This is a genomic window from Rhodobacter maris (genome assembly GCF_900217815.1).
Lineage (GTDB): Bacteria > Pseudomonadota > Alphaproteobacteria > Rhodobacterales > Rhodobacteraceae > Rhodobacter > Rhodobacter maris.
The window spans coordinates 27,603-45,004 of the sequence record NZ_OBMT01000006.1 but is presented as its reverse complement, the minus strand read 5'-3'; the positions used below and the strand labels follow the sequence as shown (position 1 = coordinate 45,004).

Annotated in this window: 20 protein-coding genes; 6 read left to right on the top strand and 14 right to left on the bottom strand. The window is 67.1% G+C overall.

Features of this window, described 5'->3' with window-relative positions:
* Window positions 1-140: 140 nt before the first annotated feature.
* The 6 genes from CRO22_RS10060 (at window position 141) to CRO22_RS10035 (ending at window position 5,957) form a co-directional block, all read left to right on the top strand.
* Window positions 141-1,190, top strand: coding sequence for a cytochrome-c peroxidase (locus CRO22_RS10060; protein ID WP_097070019.1), 1,050 nt, complete (start codon window positions 141-143; stop codon window positions 1,188-1,190).
* A gap of 175 nt (window positions 1,191-1,365) precedes the next feature.
* The gene (locus CRO22_RS10055; RefSeq protein WP_097070018.1) at window positions 1,366-1,662 is read left to right on the top strand and encodes an FtsB family cell division protein; all 297 of its coding nucleotides are present in this window, start codon (window positions 1,366-1,368) and stop codon (window positions 1,660-1,662) included.
* A gap of 134 nt (window positions 1,663-1,796) precedes the next feature.
* Window positions 1,797-2,801, top strand: a complete 1,005-nt coding sequence (pdhA, locus tag CRO22_RS10050; RefSeq protein ID WP_097070017.1) for a pyruvate dehydrogenase (acetyl-transferring) E1 component subunit alpha — start codon at window positions 1,797-1,799, stop codon at window positions 2,799-2,801.
* An 11-nt stretch (window positions 2,802-2,812) separates the two neighbouring features.
* Window positions 2,813-4,180: a pyruvate dehydrogenase complex E1 component subunit beta gene (locus CRO22_RS10045; protein ID WP_097070016.1), complete on the top strand. Its 1,368-nt coding sequence runs from the start codon at window positions 2,813-2,815 to the stop codon at window positions 4,178-4,180.
* 10 nt (window positions 4,181-4,190) lie between these two features.
* Window positions 4,191-5,495 (top strand): pyruvate dehydrogenase complex dihydrolipoamide acetyltransferase, encoded by a 1,305-nt coding sequence (locus tag CRO22_RS10040; RefSeq protein WP_097070015.1) that lies wholly within the window; start codon window positions 4,191-4,193, stop codon window positions 5,493-5,495.
* Window positions 5,496-5,621: 126 nt separating this feature from the next.
* Window positions 5,622-5,957: a carboxymuconolactone decarboxylase family protein gene (locus CRO22_RS10035; protein ID WP_097070014.1), complete on the top strand. Its 336-nt coding sequence runs from the start codon at window positions 5,622-5,624 to the stop codon at window positions 5,955-5,957.
* Window positions 5,958-6,070: 113 nt separating this feature from the next.
* Here CRO22_RS10035 and cysE read toward each other — a convergent pair whose 3' ends face one another.
* The 14 genes from cysE to CRO22_RS09965 form a co-directional block, all read right to left on the bottom strand.
* The gene (cysE, locus tag CRO22_RS10030) at window positions 6,071-6,889 is read right to left on the bottom strand and encodes a serine O-acetyltransferase (RefSeq protein ID WP_097070013.1); all 819 of its coding nucleotides are present in this window, start codon (window positions 6,887-6,889) and stop codon (window positions 6,071-6,073) included.
* 46 nt (window positions 6,890-6,935) lie between these two features.
* On the bottom strand, window positions 6,936-7,247 hold the full coding sequence (locus CRO22_RS10025; RefSeq protein WP_097070012.1) for a DUF7742 family protein: 312 nt from the start codon (window positions 7,245-7,247) through the stop codon (window positions 6,936-6,938).
* A 1-nt stretch (window position 7,248) separates the two neighbouring features.
* Complete coding sequence (locus CRO22_RS10020; RefSeq protein ID WP_097070011.1) at window positions 7,249-11,148, bottom strand: baseplate multidomain protein megatron; 3,900 nt, start codon at window positions 11,146-11,148, stop codon at window positions 7,249-7,251.
* Window positions 11,149-11,610, bottom strand: coding sequence for a C40 family peptidase (locus tag CRO22_RS10015; protein WP_097070010.1), 462 nt, complete (start codon window positions 11,608-11,610; stop codon window positions 11,149-11,151).
* Window positions 11,607-12,494: a DUF2163 domain-containing protein gene (locus CRO22_RS10010; RefSeq protein ID WP_097070009.1), complete on the bottom strand. Its 888-nt coding sequence runs from the start codon at window positions 12,492-12,494 to the stop codon at window positions 11,607-11,609. Before CRO22_RS10010 ends, CRO22_RS10015 begins: the two co-directional genes overlap by 4 nt.
* Window positions 12,494-13,126 carry a DUF2460 domain-containing protein gene (locus CRO22_RS10005; RefSeq protein WP_097070008.1) on the bottom strand — a complete coding sequence of 211 codons (633 nt, stop codon included), beginning with the start codon at window positions 13,124-13,126 and terminating at the stop codon, window positions 12,494-12,496. The genes CRO22_RS10010 and CRO22_RS10005 overlap by 1 nt, the downstream gene beginning before the upstream one ends.
* 16 nt (window positions 13,127-13,142) lie before the next feature.
* Complete coding sequence (locus CRO22_RS10000) at window positions 13,143-13,802, bottom strand: phage tail tape measure protein (protein ID WP_097070007.1); 660 nt, start codon at window positions 13,800-13,802, stop codon at window positions 13,143-13,145.
* Window positions 13,780-14,004, bottom strand: coding sequence for a rcc01693 family protein (locus CRO22_RS09995; RefSeq protein ID WP_097070006.1), 225 nt, complete (start codon window positions 14,002-14,004; stop codon window positions 13,780-13,782). The genes CRO22_RS10000 and CRO22_RS09995 overlap by 23 nt, the downstream gene beginning before the upstream one ends.
* A gap of 1 nt (window position 14,005) precedes the next feature.
* Window positions 14,006-14,326, bottom strand: a complete 321-nt coding sequence (locus CRO22_RS09990; RefSeq protein ID WP_097070005.1) for a gene transfer agent family protein — start codon at window positions 14,324-14,326, stop codon at window positions 14,006-14,008.
* Between the two features lies 1 nt (window position 14,327).
* Window positions 14,328-14,741 carry a phage major tail protein, TP901-1 family gene (locus tag CRO22_RS09985; protein WP_097070004.1) on the bottom strand — a complete coding sequence of 138 codons (414 nt, stop codon included), beginning with the start codon at window positions 14,739-14,741 and terminating at the stop codon, window positions 14,328-14,330.
* Window positions 14,742-14,798: 57 nt separating this feature from the next.
* On the bottom strand, window positions 14,799-15,206 hold the full coding sequence (locus CRO22_RS09980; protein ID WP_097070003.1) for a DUF3168 domain-containing protein: 408 nt from the start codon (window positions 15,204-15,206) through the stop codon (window positions 14,799-14,801).
* On the bottom strand, window positions 15,203-15,541 hold the full coding sequence (locus CRO22_RS09975) for a head-tail adaptor protein (RefSeq protein ID WP_097070002.1): 339 nt from the start codon (window positions 15,539-15,541) through the stop codon (window positions 15,203-15,205). Before CRO22_RS09975 ends, CRO22_RS09980 begins: the two co-directional genes overlap by 4 nt.
* Window positions 15,538-16,131: a head-tail connector protein gene (locus CRO22_RS09970; RefSeq protein ID WP_097070001.1), complete on the bottom strand. Its 594-nt coding sequence runs from the start codon at window positions 16,129-16,131 to the stop codon at window positions 15,538-15,540. The genes CRO22_RS09975 and CRO22_RS09970 overlap by 4 nt, the downstream gene beginning before the upstream one ends.
* A gap of 64 nt (window positions 16,132-16,195) precedes the next feature.
* Complete coding sequence (locus CRO22_RS09965) at window positions 16,196-17,386, bottom strand: phage major capsid protein (RefSeq protein WP_097070000.1); 1,191 nt, start codon at window positions 17,384-17,386, stop codon at window positions 16,196-16,198.
* Window positions 17,387-17,402 lie beyond the last annotated feature (16 nt).

The following is a 17,402-nucleotide window of genomic DNA, read 5'->3' as shown; positions in this document are numbered from 1 at the left end:
CCATTCTCAGGTGGAAGTGTCAACCAAAACCTGCGTCAGCCCGCCGCATCTGGAACTATTCCAATTTTGATCTGGATCAAACCTTTCACACCGCCGTGAACTTAGATTTATTCTACCTTTCGATACGGAGGACAGGGTCCATGAAATTCAAACTCGCTGCTGCGCTGGCGTTCACGTCGGCGCTTGCCACCCCCGCCTTGGCCGATGATGCGGCTCTGCGCGAAGAAGCCAAGGGCCTCTTCGAAGTGATCCCGATGCAGGCCCCGCAACTGGCCGACAGCAATGCGATCACCCGCGACAAGGTCGACCTTGGTGCGATGCTGTTCTTTGACCCGCGGATGTCGAAATCGGGCGTGTTCTCCTGCCAATCGTGCCACAACATCGGCCTTGGCGGGGTTGACGGGCTCGAAACCTCGGTCGGCCACGGCTGGCAACAGGGGCCGAGGAACGCCCCTACCATGCTCAACGCCGTGTTCAACATCGCGCAATTCTGGGATGGCCGCGCCCCCGACCTCGCCGCGCAGGCGAAGGGCCCGGTGCAGGCGGGTGTCGAGATGAACAACACGCCCGACAATCTCGTGGCCACGGTGAAATCGATGCCGGGCTATGTGAGCGCCTTCGCCTCTGCCTTCCCGGGCGAGGCCGACCCGATCAGCTTTGACAATTTCGCGCTGGCGGTGGAGGCGTTCGAAGCCACGCTGATCACGCCGAACTCGAAATTCGACCAGTTCCTGATGGGCAATGACGGGGCGCTGAGCGCGGATGAAAAGGCCGGGCTGCAGCTCTTCATGGATACCGGCTGCGCGAGCTGCCACAACGGCATCAACATCGGCGGCAACGGCTATTATCCGTTTGGCGTGGTGGAAACCCCCGGCGCCGAGATCCTGCCCGAGGGCGATACCGGTCGGTTCAAGGTCACGGCGACGGCGGATGACGAATATGTCTTCCGCGCGGGGCCGCTGCGCAACATCGCGCTCACCGCCCCCTATTTCCACTCCGGCAAGGTCTGGGATCTGAAGGAAGCGGTGGCCGTGATGGCGAACTCGCAACTCGGCGCCGAGCTCGACGACACGCAGATCGACCAGATCACCGCCTTCCTGACCGCGCTCACCGGCGAGCAGCCGCAAGTGGTGCACCCGACGCTGCCGGTGCGCACCGCCGCAACGCCGAAACCGGCGCCGATGAACTGAGACGACCCGAGGATTGCGTCCCGAGGGTGAGGCGCGGGGGAAACCCCGCGCCTTTCGCTGGCCCGGAGCACCAGGCAGGAAGATTTTTGCCCCCAGAGGCGCGCGGGGGATTCCCAAGGCCCCACGTTTCTGGCAGGGTTTGCGCAACGTCCGGTAGAGGCGCAAGAGGCAGAGCATGTTCCCCAAAGGCCCGAAGGTCTTTCCCTTCGTCTATTATTCGCTCGCGGCGGTGCTGGCGATGAACTTTGCCTTTGCCGCAACGCAGGGCCCCAATGGCATCTTCCGCCGCGTTCAGCTTGAGGCCGAGATTACCCGCGCCGAGGCCACGCGCGATGCGCTTGAGGCCGAACATGCGCGGATGGCGAATCTCACGCACCGGCTGTCCGACGATTATCTCGATCTTGACCTGCTCGACGAACGCGCCCGCGACGTGCTTGGCACCTTGCGGGCCGACGAGATCGTGATCCGCTGACCCCGCCCGCTTTTGAATGCCCTGCCCCGCGCCCTTGGCTGCGGGGCTTTGTCGCAGCAGTCATTGCATCTGCGCCCGGCTTGCGCTAAGTAATGGTTTAACGTTGAACTATCACGAACCCGGGAGGCTGTCCGATGGCGACACGCAAAACCCCCGAGACATCGGCGCCGCAGTTGCCGAATGTCTCGAAGGAGGATCTGCTCAGATATTACCGCGACATGCTGTTGATCCGGCGCTTCGAGGAGAAGGCGGGCCAGCTTTATGGCATGGGGCTGATCGGCGGGTTCTGCCATCTCTACATCGGTCAGGAAGCCGTTGTGGTGGGCCTCGAGGCGGCGGCGAAAGAGGGCGACAAGCGCATCACCTCCTACCGCGACCACGGCCATATGCTCGCCTGCGGCATGGACCCGAAAGGGGTGATGGCCGAGCTCACCGGCCGCGCGGGCGGGCTCTCCAAGGGCAAGGGCGGCTCGATGCACATGTTCTCGAAAGAGAAGCATTTTTACGGCGGCCACGGCATCGTTGGCGCGCAGGTGCCGCTGGGCGCGGGCCTTGCCTTTGCCGATAAATACAAGGGCAATGACAACGTCACCTTCACCTATTTCGGCGATGGCGCGGCGAACCAGGGCCAGGTCTACGAGACCTTCAACATGGCCGCGCTCTGGAAGCTGCCGGTGGTCTTCGTGATCGAGAACAACCAATATGCGATGGGCACGTCGCAAAAACGCTCGACCTCCACGCCCGACATCCACACCCGCGGCACCTCCTTCGGCATCCCCGGCGAAGTGGTCGACGGCATGGATGTGCTTGCGGTGAAGGCGGCGGGCGAGAAGGCGGTGGCGCATTGCCGCTCCGGTGCGGGCCCCTACATTCTCGAAGTGAAAACCTACCGCTACCGCGGCCATTCGATGTCCGACCCGGCCAAATACCGCTCCCGCGAAGAGGTGCAGAAGATGCGCGACGAGCGCGACTGCATCGAAAATGTGCGCGAACTGCTGCTCTCGGGCGGCCATGCCACCGACGAAGACCTCAAGGCGGTCGATCGCGAGATCAAGGCCACGGTGAACGAGGCGGCCGAATTCTCCAAAACGAGCCCCGAGCCCGCGCTTGAAGAGCTCTGGACCGACATCACCGCGTAAGGGAAAGAACCATGGCAACCGAAGTATTGATGCCCGCCCTCTCGCCGACGATGGAAGAGGGCACGCTGGCGAAATGGCTGGTCAAGGAGGGCGACGCCGTCAGCTCCGGCCAGATCATCGCCGAGATCGAGACCGACAAGGCGGTGATGGAATTTGAAGCCGTCGACGAGGGCATTGTGGGCAAGATCCTGATCGCCGAGGGCACCTCGGGCGTGAAGGTCAACACGCCGATCATGGTGCTGATCGAAGAGGGCGAGAGCGCCGATGCGGCCCCCGCGCCCGCCGCCCCTGCCGCCGAAGCCTCTGTCCCGGCCGCCGTGGCCAGTGCCCCCGCGCAAGCCGCCGCCCCGGTCGAAGTGGTCTCGAAAGCCAGTGCCGACTGGCCCGAGGGCACCGAGATGAAGACCATGACGGTGCGCGAGGCGCTGCGCGAGGCGATGGCCGAGGAAATGCGCGGCGACGAACATGTGTTCCTGATGGGCGAGGAAGTGGGCGAATATCAGGGCGCCTACAAGGTCAGCCAGGGGCTTCTCGACGAATTCGGGCCGCAGCGCGTGATGGACACGCCGATTACCGAGCATGGCTTTGCCGGCATTGCCGTGGGTGCCGCCTTCGGCGGGCTCAAGCCCATCGTCGAATTCATGACCTTCAACTTCGCCATGCAGGCGATCGACCAGATCGTCAACTCGGCGGCCAAAACGCTTTACATGTCGGGGGGCCAGATGGGCTGCCCGATCGTGTTCCGCGGCCCGAACGGCGCCGCCGCCCGCGTCGGCGCCCAGCATAGCCAGGATTATGCCGCTTGGTATGCGCAGATCCCCGGCCTCAAGGTGGTGATGCCCTATTCCGCGGCGGACGCGAAGGGCCTTTTGAAATCCGCGATCCGCGATCCGAACCCGGTGATCTTCCTCGAAAACGAGATCATGTATGGCCGCTCGTTCGAGGTGCCAGTGCTCGACGATTTCACCATCCCCTTCGGCAAGGCGCGGATCTGGCGCGAGGGCACGGATGTGACGCTTGTCAGCTTCGGCATCGGCATGAGCCATGCGCTTGAGGCCGCCGACAAGCTCGCCGCAGAGGGGATCTCGGCGGAGGTGATCGACCTGCGCACGCTGCGCCCGATCGACTATGACACGGTGCTCGCCTCGGTGATGAAAACCAACCGCTGCGTCACGGTGGAAGAGGGCTGGCCGGTGGGCGCCATCGGCAACCATCTGAGTGCGGTGATCATGGAGCGCGCCTTCGATTACCTCGATGCGCCGGTCCTCAACTGCACCGGCAAGGATGTGCCGATGCCCTATGCCGCCAACCTCGAAAAACTGGCGCTGGTGACCTCCGATGAGGTTGTCGCCGCCGTCAAACGCGTCTGCTACCGGTAAGGAGGGCAAAATGGCTGTGGAAATCCTGATGCCCGCGCTCTCCCCCACGATGGAGGAAGGCACTCTCGCGAAATGGCTGGTGAAGGAGGGTGACAGTGTCACCTCCGGCCAGATCATCGCCGAGATCGAGACCGACAAGGCGGTGATGGAATTCGAAGCGGTCGATGAAGGCACGATGGGCAAGATCCTGATCGCCGAGGGCACCTCGGGCGTGAAAGTCAACACCCCCATCGCCGTGCTGATCGAAGAGGGCGAAAGCGCCGATGCGGTGCCCGCACCGGCGCCCGCACCCAAGGCCGAGGCCGAGCCGATGCCCGCCTTCCTTGAAGACGCCCCGGCCCCTGCTCCGGCCCAGGCCTCTGCCGCCCCCGCACAAAAGGCACCGGGCGCGCGGATCTTCGCCTCGCCGCTCGCGCGCCGGATCGCCGCCGAGAAGGGCCTCGATCTTGCCGCCCTCAAAGGCTCCGGCCCGCATGGCCGGATTGTCAAGGCCGATGTCGAGGGAGCGAGCGCCGCCCCGAAAGCGGCCCCTGCCCCGGCCTCTGCGGCCCCGGCGCAAGCCGCGCCTGCCGCACCGCCGGCCTCTGTCTCTGCGGCGAACGTCGCAAAGCTCTACGAGGGCCGCAGCTACACCGAGATCCCGCTCGACGGCATGCGCAAGACCATCGCCGCCCGTCTCACCGAGGCCAAGCAGACGATCCCGCATTTCTACCTGCGCCGCGCGGTGAAACTCGATGCGCTTCTCGCCTTCCGCGGAGAAATCAACCACCAGCTCCACGCCCGTGGCGTCAAGCTTTCGGTGAATGACTTCATCATCAAGGCCTCGGCCCTCGCGCTGCAACAGGTGCCTGCGGCCAATGCGGTCTGGGCGGGCGACCGGGTGCTGCAGATGAAAGCCTCCGATGTTGCCGTCGCCGTTGCGATCGAGGGCGGGCTCTTCACCCCGGTCCTGCAAGACGCCGAGATCAAGCCGCTCAGCCAGCTTTCGTCCGAGATGAAAGACCTCGCCACCCGTGCGCGCAGCCGCAAGCTCGCCCCGCACGAATACCAAGGTGGCAGCTTCGCAATCTCGAACCTCGGCATGATGGGGATCGAAAGCTTCGACGCGGTGATCAACCCGCCCCATGGCGCGATCCTTGCCGTCGGCGCGGGGGTGAAAAAGCCCGTCATCGGCACGGATGGCACGATCGAAGTGGCGACGATGATGTCGCTCACCCTCTCGGTCGACCACCGGGTGATCGACGGCGCGCTTGGCGCAGAGCTCCTCGCCGCCATCGTCTCGAACCTCGAGCACCCGATGGCGATGCTCGCCTGAGCGCGCCCCTCCCCCCCCTGAAAGAAGCCCTCCGCTTGCGGGGGGCTTTTTGCTTTGCCTCAAGGTGAAACGGATTGCGATATGTTAATTCCAAGGTGGACCCATCCAAAGCCGAAAGGACAGATCATGGACTGGACCACCGAACTTGACACGATCCGCAAGGAAATGGCCGATTACGCCACCAAGCAGCCCGCCACGCAAAAGGGCTTCGGCAGCTTGCACCATGAAGCCCTTGCCGAGGGCGTGCTCTCGACCAAGCAAAAGGAACTGATCTCGCTTGCCATCGGCATCGCCCGGCAGTGCTCCTATTGCATCGGTCTGCATGTGCAGGCCTGCATCGCCGCGGGTGCGACCCGCGCCGAGGTCGAGGAAACGGTGAATGTCTCCGTGCTGATGGGCGGCGGTCCGTCGCTGATGTATGGCCTGAAGGCGCTCGAAGCCTATGACCAGTTGAAGGGCTGAGCGGGGGGCCGAAAAAGCAGGGGGGACCCGGGGGGCCTGCCCCCCGAAAAGCAGGGGGTCCGGGGGGCGGCAGCCCCCCGGCGGGTCGCCTCGGCCCTGCCGAGGCGAAAGCCTCAGCCCTCGCAGTCGCAGCCGCGCAATTGCTGGTCCATGCTGACCGAAGGATGCGCGCAGCCCGCCTCGCCGACGATCTTCGCGGGCACGCCCGCCACGGTCTTGCAGCGCGGCACATCGGACAGCACCACCGAGCCCGCGGCAATGCGCGAATTGTCGCCCACGTGGATATTGCCGAGCACTTTCGCCCCCGCACCGATCAGCACGCCATTGCCAATCTTCGGATGGCGGTCCTGCTCTTCCTTGCCGGTGCCGCCCAAAGTCACCGAATGCAGCATCGAGACATTGTCGCCCACCACCGCCGTCTCGCCGATCACGATCGAATGGGCGTGGTCGATCATCACCCCCCGCCCGATCCGCGCCGCGGGATGAATATCGACGCCAAACATCTCCGAGGTGCGCATCTGCACGAAATAGGACATGTCGGTCCGTCCCGCGCGCCAAAGCCAATGCGCGATGCGGTAGCTTTGCAGCGCCTGATACCCTTTGAAAAAGAGGATCGGCTGGATGAAGCGATGGCAGGCCGGGTCGCGATCATAGACCGCCACAAGGTCCGCGCGCGCCGCCTGCCCAAGGTCGGGATCGGTGCTATAGGCCTCGTCGGCGATCTCGCGCAGGATCTGCTCGCTCATCTCGCCGGAAGCCAGCTTCAGCGAAAACCGAAATGCCAGCGCGCGCTCAAGCGTTGGGTGGTGCAGCAGCCCGGCATGAATCAGCGCGCCCAAAAGCGGCTCGTCGCGCACCGCCGCATGCGCCTCGTCGCAGATCTGGCTCCAGACCGGGTCAACAGTGGCAACTTTCGCTTGGGTCTTGGCCATCGGAGGCTCCTTCGTCTTCGCGCGATCCTAGCACAGCGCGCCCCTCTCAGATAGGGGACGCAGGGGTCCGGGAAAAGACCCGACGACGCCATAAGGTGACCGAAGCAAGAACAAGGCCAAGCGCTGCCAGCCGCGCGCCATCGGGTCGGAGCGGGCGGCACCGCGGTTCGCAGCGCGCCCGCGCGCCGAGCGAACCAAGCCCCCAGCGCGGATGCACCCGCCCGAGCCGCTTGCGATAAAGGTCGGCGGCATGCGCCTCGTCGAGCCAGCGCACAAGCGTTTCGGCGCGCGCCTCGGGCGCAAGTGCCAGCGCCGCCTCGGCGGCCGCCAGCAGATCGTCAATGAGGATCGGGCGCATTTCAGGGCATAAGCGTGAGAGGGCTCGCCAAACCCGGCCCGAAAATGTCGGAAACCTGTGCAACCTCCACGACAAAAGCGCCAGCAATACCATCCTCCGCCCGCATCGCCCCCGTGTAGCTCCACGCGGGCACCGTCACAAAGGCCTCGCGCCGCAGCATTCCTCCGTCGAGCACGCGGATCCGGTAAAGCTCCTGGCTTTCGCCGAGCGGCACATCATGGCCCGCCCAGCTGTCGGCGTCGATCCGGCTGCGCCGCACCCAGCGCAACTCCCACCCCGTCCCCGTGACGGTCGCGCGCAGATGACAGGGGCTGAGCGGGCGCAGCCCCACTCCGGCAAAGGCCTCGATCCGATGCACATAGGAGGGGTCGTCATAAGGCCGCGCCGCCGCACCGATCCGGTAATGCCGCGCGAGGCCCCGCGCTGCGGCAGGCATCAAAATCTGCTCGGGTGCGTCGTTCAGGAGCACGACCCGGCTGCCCACCGGCCAGACCTCGGGCATCAGCGCATCACTGCCCAGTTGTCCGCGCAGCCGCATGCCAATGTCCCAGACCCGACTCGCCACGGGGCTCGCCTGGACAAACTGGAAAAGCTCCCAGCGCTCGGAGCTGCCATCGCCAATCGCCATCAGATTCGCACCGTTGAGCACCCGTTTTGCGCTCACGGCCTCCAGCGCCCCCGTGGCAAGCCGCACCCGCAGCGGCGCGCCGTGGTCCCAGAGCCCGGGCCTTGCCCGCACCAGCGGCGAGAGCGTGCGCCCGATCACGGCGCGCCCCGCCAGCGTCGCATTGAGCGTGTAACCCTCGTCCTCGTCCGAGGACCAGACCGCCACCGTGCCCGGCCAGGGCACAGCGGAAACGGCCAGATGCGGCGCATAAGGGTCTTCGTCGCCCTGCATCAGCGGCAGATCGAGAAAGACCGGCGTCACCGGCACCGGCGCGGCAAAGGCGGTGAGCGGGGTCGGATCCTCCACCTCGTCGGCCGGCCGGTAAACCCCCGGCTCGACCCGCACCGCCTCGACTTGCGCAAGTTCCCCCTGCTCAATCCGGTCGATGCGGTAGCGCCGCCGCCCCTCCGGCAGATCAAGCGCCACGACATCTCCCGCGCCGAGATCGCCCCACGAGAGCGGCAGCGCAAACCGCGCCCCATCCCGCGCCACCCGCGCCTCGGCGAGCCAGCGCTCGACCAGCCCCTGCGCCTGCGCCCGGTCGAGCGCGAGCGGCAACTCCTGCCCCGCCGCCGGCCCGCCCGCTTCGTCGGGAAAAATCGCCTCGACTGCCTCGGTCTCGAAATCCCCCTCCGCGCTCACGTAAGCCAGCCGCACCCGCCCGGCGATCTCGGCAGCGGCGGCACGGGTCGTTTCCAACGTCACATCGCTCTCGCCGAGCGCAAGCGTCGCCGGGTCCAGCACCGCCGTCACCCGGCCATCGCGCCCGCGAAAGACCAGCGTACCACCGCGCTCGAGCACCTCGAAACTGCCCCCGAGCATCAGCGCCTGCAGCCCCGCCCGCCCGGTCTGCCCGCCGCTCATGGTGAAGCCGCGCACGAGCCCGTAAAGCCCGCTTGTCTCCACATCCGTCACCCCGGCGCTCGCGCAGATCTCGCGCACCACATTGGCGAGCGGCTGCGCCTCCGCCCGCCCCGAGATCCAGTGCCCGCGCGCATAATTCGCCCCGTCGCTCCAGATCTCGCGCAAGGCCGGAAACTGCGGCCAGGGCCGCGTATCCCAGGCCCAGACATGGGCGCGCGCCATATCGAGCATCGGCCCGCCGTAGACATCGGAGACCGGATTGCGTGCCCCTATCCAGTAATCGGTGATCGCGCGCAGATATTGCGTCTGGATGAGCGCATCGCGCCGCCCGTCGGAAAACCACGGCAGCGCCGATTCCGAGCTTTTCGGGTCCAGAAACTTGTTGGGCTGGTTCGTTCCCTTGTCCACTGCCGCGCAGCCAATCTCGGTGAACCAGATCGGCTTCGAGCGCGGCAGCCAGGCTGTGGGGTTGGCCGCCCGCACGCCCCCCACCCGCTCGAAATGCGCATTCTCCCAGAAGCTCCGGATATCCTTCACCCGCCAGATCCAGGGCTCCTCGTGATCGCCATCGGTGATCGGCGTTCGGATCTGCGCCGCGCGATGCTCGGGCGCGGCGTAATACCAGTCGTAATATTCGCCGCCCTCGATATTCGCCTGCAGGTAATCGAGATTGTAAATCGCCCCCCAGCTCGCATCGAGATGGTCCTCGCCCTCGCGCCAGTCCGAGAGCGGCAGGTAATTGTCGATGCCGACAAAGTCGATATTCACATCTGCCCAGAGCGGGTCGAGCTGGAAGAAACGATCGCCGTTCCCCGGCGCATAGCCCGCATATTCCGACCAGTCAGCGGCATAGCCAAGCTTGCAGCCTGTCCCCAGCACGGCCCGCACCTCGGCGGCAAGGGCGATGAACTCCGCCACCGCCGGAAAGCTGTTCGCCGGTCCCCGGATCTGCGTCAGCGCGACCATCTCTGTGCCGATGCAGAAGGCATCGACCCCGCCCGCCAGCGCGCACAGATGCGCGTAATGCAGGATGAACCGGCGCAGCCCCCCGTCCTCGGGGCCGGAATAGACGACCTCGCCATCGCCAATAGCAAAATCGGAGGCCCGGGCCGTGCCGAAGAACGCCGCCACCTGCGCGCTTGCCGCCGCCGTGCCATCCACCGAGCCGTCCCGGCCCGGCGCAACGTCAAGCGTGATCCGCCCGCGCCAGGGCAGTACCGGCTGATCCTCGGCATCGCTCCAGGGGTCGGCAAGGCCGTTCTGCGCCAGCTGATCCATCAGGATGAACGGGCAGAAGGTGACCGCCTTGCCCGCCGCCTTCAACGCCGCAACCGCCTCAAGCACGGCCGCATCGGCGGGTGTGCCGCCATAGATGGAGCGGCCTTCCGCATCGCGCGGCACCAGCTCCGCCGTTTCACGCGTCAGCCCCGCGACGCGCCAGGGCATGTTCGCCCCCTCGACATCGTCCGCCGTCACCTTCGGCGCCACACGGCACGTCCCACAGCGCAGATCCGAGCCAAACCAGCACACCACGAGCGAGACCGCCTCACAGGCAGGCAGCTCCTCGCCAAGCCGAGAGAGAGAGAGCGCAAAATCGCTCAGCCCCCCCGGCGCGTTCTGGTTCACCGCAACTGTCGCCCCCTCCGCGTCGCTCACGTAAACAGGCGTGGTCGCAAGCGCATATTCGCCAGTGCCGGGGATGAGCGCCACGGCCTGCACCCCTGCCGTCAGGTCCGGCGCGGCCTCAAGATTCGCACCTTGCGCCGCGCGCAAAACCTCAAAGCTGAACTGCGGCACCCGGTTGCCATAGGGCGAAAGCTCCAGATCCTCGATCACCACATAGGCGATGCCGCGGTAGGCGGGCGCCTCCCCCTCTACCGCGACAATCTTCGGATCGGGCAGCTGGTCCTCGCCGCCCTTGTAGACGCGCAGGTTGAGCCCGTCGCGCGCGACCTCGATGCCATCGGCCCAGATCCGGCCAAGGCGCAGGATCTCGCCCTCACAAAGCGCCAGCGCCAGACTGACCGAATAGGAATAGCGTGTCGTCGTGCTTGCGGGCGATCCCTTGCCGCTCTTCTGCACCGCCCTCGTCTCGAAAAACCGCGTTGCCCAGATCACCTGGCCTGCGACACGCATCCGCCCCCAGAGCCGCCCCACGGCCTCGCCCTCGGAGGCGGAGGCGAGCCGGAGCCGCTCCACCCGCCCGGTCTCGACACTCTGCGAGCCCTGCCCCAGGAGCCGCTGGTCGATCGCGCGGCCGAGCGTCGCCCCCACCGCGCGCCCGATCACCGCCCCCGAAAGCCCCAGCACCGTGCCGCCAAAGCCCGCGCCAATCGCGGCCCCCGCCGCGCCAAGAACCAGTGTCGCCATTCACCTCGGCTCCCTCGGAAATTCAAACCGCGCCACGATGCGCCGCGCCCAGGGCGCGGAAAGCGGGCTCTCGATCACGCCATGCCCGGTATAGGCATGCACGAAACTCGCCCGCGCGCCGATCTCCGCCGCGATCCCCAGATGCTTCGCCACCGCGCCCGGCCGCATCCGGAACAACAGCACCTCGCCCGGTGCTGCCGGCAGCACGCCCACCGGCCCCGGTACCGCGACCAGATGACGGCAGGCGGCGCGCCAGAGCGCCTCATCCCGCCCCGGCTCGGACCAATCCGCGCTATAGGGCGGCACCGGCTCCGGCTCGGCGCCGTAAAGCGCGCGCCAGACCCCGCGCAAAAGCCCAAGGCAATCCGCCCCCGCGCCGCGGCAGGAAGCCTGATGCAGATAGGGCGTGCCGATCCAGTGCCGTGCCTCTATGAGCGCCCGCGCCCCGGTCTCGCAGTTCATGGAAACAGGCTCCCACCGTCATTCGTGCCGCTCTCGACCGGGTAGGAGACCAGCCAATCCTCCCCCGGAATATGCGGGAAGCCACGAAAATTCAGGAAGTTGTCGAACTTGAGCTGGCAGGTTTCGGCGCGCTTGTCGCAACCGGGTTCGAGCCGCAGCAGATCCCCCGGCGCGATCTCGGCCCCCGGCTCGGCCCAAAGTTCGATCCGCCGTGCCCCGTCCGCCTGCAGCCGGTCGGTCTTCACCACCGCCACAAGCCCCGCCGCGGCGCCCGAACGCACGACGGCCCGCCCTTTCTCGAACCAGCGATCCTCGAACCCCGCGCCCTGCGCGATCCGCAGCCCCCCCTCCGAGACAGCCGCAACGGCAGCTTCGAGCGCATAGCCATCCTTGCCGAGCTTGAAGCGACACGCGGCATCGCCCAGCACCGCCGCGCAGCGCGGATGATAGATCCGCCCCTGCTCGCGCCCGAGTGCCTCGCTCAGGCCGCGCAGTTCGGCACTGAAGGCCCCGGCCCCGCGCGTGACCTCGCCGATATGCCCGCGAAAGAGCACCGCGCGGCTTTCCACATCGGCCCAGTTCACCAGCCAGATCGTCACCTCCGCGCCGTCATAGCGCCCGGCCAGCAGATCCGCCTCGGTGATCGCATCGTCCCGCAACGCGCCATAGCCCTCCGTATTGTCGATCGAAAGCCCGGTCGCCTGCAAAAGCGCCCGTGCCGTCATCCCGCTTTCGGGGGCAAACGCGACCCCCTCGAACGCCAGCGCACAATCGTGATCGGTGAACCCCAGCACCCCGCCATCGCGCCGCCGCACGCGCCAGGCCCGCGCCAGCGTGGTGCAGCCGCTCGCCAGATGCGCCTTCAATGCCTCCGGATAGGCCATCAGACCCGCACCTCGACCACCGGCACCTGCGGCAGGTCGCCCGCCTGGAACGACTGCACCGAGACCGCAATCCGGTCGGTATCAAACCGCACCGGCACGTCGAACTCGAACCCCGCGGTGATCCGCGCCCCCTCTGCAGGCGGCTCAAAGAACGTCACATAACCGTCTGTAAAATTTACGGAAAAGTTCACCGCCTCGGCCTGATGGTCGCCCTGAATCCCGGCAGTCACCGTGCCCTCCACAGGCTTCGTAACGGGGCGGTAATACTCCGCGCCGCCCGAGGCATAGAGCTTGCGCAGGGCGAACGCCCGCGTGACCCCGTCGCCCAGCCCCAGGAACTGATCCTCGTAATCGGGCGTGCGCGAGGCGGCGCAGCTCTTGTAATCGGCCCAGTCCTTCCAGCGAAAACCGTGCAACTGCCCGCCGCGGGCCTCGAAAAAAGCAATCAGCCGCCCAACATCGTCAAGCGAGCGCAGCCCCACCCCGGCATCGTAATGCCGCCGCGCATGGGCCCAGGGGCTGTTGCGCTCCTCGAACCCGTTCGCCAGCGTGACGATCTCGGTGCGCCGCTCCGGCCCGCCGACCGAGCCGAAGCTCAGATTGGCGGGAAAGCGAACCTCGTGAAACGCCATGATCCCTCCCGAACCCTCAAGCGTTGCGTGCGCCGCGCGCAAGCGCGCGGTTGATCTGCTGCGCGATCTGCCCCGAAGAGCGCGCAAAGCCCGCCACATCGGGCGTGCTGACCTGCATCACCACGGTAATCGCCCGCCCCGCCTGCGCGCTCACGCCAAGCCGCCCGTCAGCGCCCCGCGCAAGCGGCAAGATCGCCTCCGGCCCGGCCTCGCCCATCAGCCCGGTGGCGCCGCGCAAGGCAAAGGGCGTGGCGCCCGAGACGACACCGCCCTTGGCGAAGGGCAACACCTGCCCCGCGTTGAACGCGCCCCCTTTCGCAAAGCCGAAAACGCCGCCCAGAAGCCCGTTCAACCCGCTGGCCAGCGCACCGCCCACCGCCTCCTGCACCGGGCGCATCGCCACCGAATAAGCCGTGCGCGACAGGCTTTCGCCAAGGGTTTCAAGCGCATCCGAAAGCTTCACCCCGTCGAAGACCACGCCATCGAAGGCACGCCTCAGGCTTCGCCCGAAGCTGCTTGAGAGCGAACTCACCTCGCGCCCGGTATAGGTGAGGCTCTCGCGCATCCGCCCGAGTTCTTCGCTGAAGCTCCCCGCCACTGCCTCGGCCCCGCCCAGGCTGCGCTCAAGCTCCAGAGCCTGCCGGCTCAGCCCGTCAAGCCCGTCCACATCCACCATTGCGATCCTCCTCCGTCCCCGCCGACCGGTCGGGCCAGCGTTGCGCCAGCGCCGCGAGCCCCGCCCGGCTCATCGGCGCCGTCCCCGGCCCCAGCATCAGCGCCAGCTCCGCCGGTGTGAGTGCCCAAAAGACGGCCGGGCTCAACCTGAGCCCGCCGATCCCGGCCCGCATCAGACCCGCCCAATCGAGCCCCTGCGCCATTTCAGCCCCCCGCAGGCGGCGCGAAGGCGCGCGCCAGCAACTCCGCCGCAATCCGCGCCGCCGCCACCGGCCCGCCCTCGATCTCGGCGCAGCGCATATCCTCCGCGCGCCCCTCCCATCCGCCCCCCCTCAGCCCCGCAACAATCAGCGCCAGCACATCGCGGCTCGAAAACGCCCCGGTCTCGAATCGCCGCACGAGATCGAGCAGGCTTTCGGCCCCGAGCCCCGCCTCCAGTTCCGCCAGTGTGCCAAGCGTCAGCTTCGCCACCCGGGGCGCCCCATCAAGCACCACCGCCACCTCGCCCGCAAAAGGGTTCACCATCTCACAGCGCCGTGAAGCTCAGGGCGCCCGCCGAGGCCATCGCCATCTCATAGGTGGCCTCGCCATTGTGGCTGCCCGCATAGTCGATCGAGGTGATCATGAACGGCCCTTCCACCACGCCGAAATCGGGGATGATCACCTGAAAATCCGGTCGCTCGCCGTCAAAGAAGATCTGCCGCGCGCGCTCATCGGTGCCCGCGTCCTTGAACACGCCCGCGCCCGAAAGGCTCGCCGAACGCACGCCCGCCCCCGCCAGCAACTCGCGCCAGCCGCCCGCGCTCTCGAGCGAGGTCACATCGACCGTCTCGGCGTTGAAGCTGATGCGCGTGGCGCGCAGCCCCGCGATGGTCTCAAATTGCCCCGCCCCGGTGAGGTCGAGCTTGATCAGAAGATCCTTGCCGTTCTGCGCCGCCATATTCCGTCTCCGAATGTTGAAATTCCGCTCTCACACCAGCACCTTGTGCGGCGGGGCTCAGTCCTCGACCCGGGCCCGGAAGGTCAGGTCGATGCGCCGAATATCGGCCTTTTCCACCCGCCGCGCGCGGGCGCGCAAAAACCACAGCCCCACCAGATGCCCGCGCGCCAGAACCGGATCGGCGCCCTCAAGCGCATCCGAGATCGCCGCCGCCACCGCCTTGGCAACGGCAAAGCCCGCCTCGTCGGTGATCACCGAAATCACTACATCATGCACCGCCCCCGCCCCGGTCTGGTCAGAAGCGTCGGTCACATCCTCGGGGCCAAGGCTCACATAAGTGCCCGTCACCGTGCCGGGCGGGATCGCATCATAGATCGCCGTACCGACCAGCGCGCCCAGCGCCGCATCGGCCAAAAGCACCTGATAAAGCGCGCCCTGCAGCGCGGCCGCCACGCGATAGCTCATGCCGCCACCTCCTCGCGGGCAAAACAGGTCAGGTAATGCCCCTCCGCATCCGCCTCGGCGACGGCGAGGATGCGAAAGATCCGCGCCCCCTCGCGAAAGCGCTGTTCCGGGCGCGGCCGTCGCGGGCTGCCCACGGGGGCGGCGCGCACGACGATCCGCCAGGGCACCGAGGCGAGCGTAACAAATTCCCCCGCCCGTTCGCTCCCCGTGCCCGCACTCACCTCGGCCCAGAGCGTGCCAAGCGGCTGCCAGTCGAGCGCAAATCCCCCCGCGCCGTCGCTCACCCGCCTGGCCTCTTCCAGCACCAGCGGGCGATTGCGCCGCGGCGCCCTCATCCCCGCCCCCCGAGCACGCGCACGGTGCGCCAACGCTCGATGAGCGCGCTCACGCCAAAAGGCAGCGCCGCGCCCTCGCCCGCGCCATCGTGGCGGAACTCGTAATATTGCGCGGCGAGCAAAAACACCGCCTGCGCAAGGTCCACCGGCAGATCCGCCCAGACCGGCCCGAACCCCGCGGTGAAGTCGATCTCGACCCGCCCGCCGGCAGGAATGGCGGGCAAAGCCGCCCCCCGCGCCTCGATCCGCGGGCGCGCGAGATCCTCGATGAGCCGCCAGGCGGCGGCATCGGCCAGGCTCTCGCCGCCTGCACGGTCGATCACCCGCAGCGCGGCCACCGCGCGCACTGGCGCAATCGGCAGGGTCTGCAGATCGCCCCAACGCCACGCCGTCAGCACCAGCGTGAAATCGCGCGCAATCAACGCTTTCGCCGTGCGCCCCTCGATCGCCGCCAAGGCCGCGCGCAAATAGGCCAGCAGCGCCGCATCCTCGGCCCCGGTGTCGGAAAACCCGGTGCCCAGCCGCAGATGATCGCGAAATTCGGCCAGCGGCAGCACCGCATCGGGCACCGCCGTCAACTCCTTAAGCATCCTCAGACCCTCCCTGTCGCCCCCTTGCGCCGGGCCGGAGGCCCGCGCCCCCGGCCCTCCCCCCTCAGGAGGCGGCGAATTTCAGAAGCTTGATCGCGGCGAAATCGCTCACATCGCCGCCCACGCGCTTGGAGGCATAAAAGAGCACATGCGGCTTGGCCGAGAACGGGTCGCGCAGAACCCGCAGGTCGGGGCGCTCGGCGATCGTGTAGCCATTGGTGAAATCGCCGAACGCCACCGCATAAGCGCCCGAAGCGATGTCTGGCATGTCCTCGGCGATCAGCACCGGATAACCCATCAACCGGGCGGGCTCCCCCGCCGCAAGACCGTCCGACCACAGAAACCGGCCATCGGCATCCTTCATCTTGCGCACCGCGCCCGCGGTTTTGGAGTTCATCACGAAACTCGCATTGGCGCGATATTCGGCGCCGAGCGCATAGACGAGGTCCACCACCGCATCCGCCGCATTGAGCGCTGCAAAATCGCCATCCGCCCCGGTCGCCACATAGCCAAGCGCGCCCCAGGCCCAGCTCCCATTGGCCACTTTGGGATGGGTCAGAAAGCCCGTGGGCTTGTCCACCCCGTCCCCCGAGACAAAGGCCGTCGCCTCGGCGCGCGCGAACTTGTCGGCGATCCGATGCGCGAGCCAGCTTTCAATGTCGAAGGCGGTATCATCCAGCAACCGCTGGCTCGCCTTGGGCAGCGCCGAAAGCTCATGGAGCGGAATCGAGATCCGGTCGATCTGCGGCGTCGCCGTCTCGCTCAGGCTCGCGGTCTCGGTCGCCCAGCCCGACCCCATCTCGGTGTGATCGACGAGCACGTCAAACGAGCTCGCATCGACATTCACCACATTGGCGATCTGGCGGATCGAGGCGGTGGCGCGCAGCACGCCGCGGATCGTCTCGGAGGTCTCGGGGTCGACGAGATAGCCGCCCTCGGCCGCCACCGCGGTATTGAGCGCCTTGCCCTCCAGCGCCAGCCCGCGCAGCCCGTCATCATCGCCCGAGCGCAGATAGGCGGCAAAGGCCTTCTGATGGGGCGCCTCCTCGGCGGCCGTGGTGGCAAGCGCATGGCGCCCGGCAAAAGATCTCGTCTTGAGCATCGTCAAACGCTCCTCCTGATTTTGCATCCTGATCCTCATGTCGTCCTGAAAGCCTTTGACTTCCTTCAGGAACCCGGAAAGCGCCGCTTGCGCCTCGGCCACCGGGTCATCGCTTTCGAGCGGCCCGGAACGGGCCTTCTGGTCGGTGCTCATGCTTGTCCTCTTGATC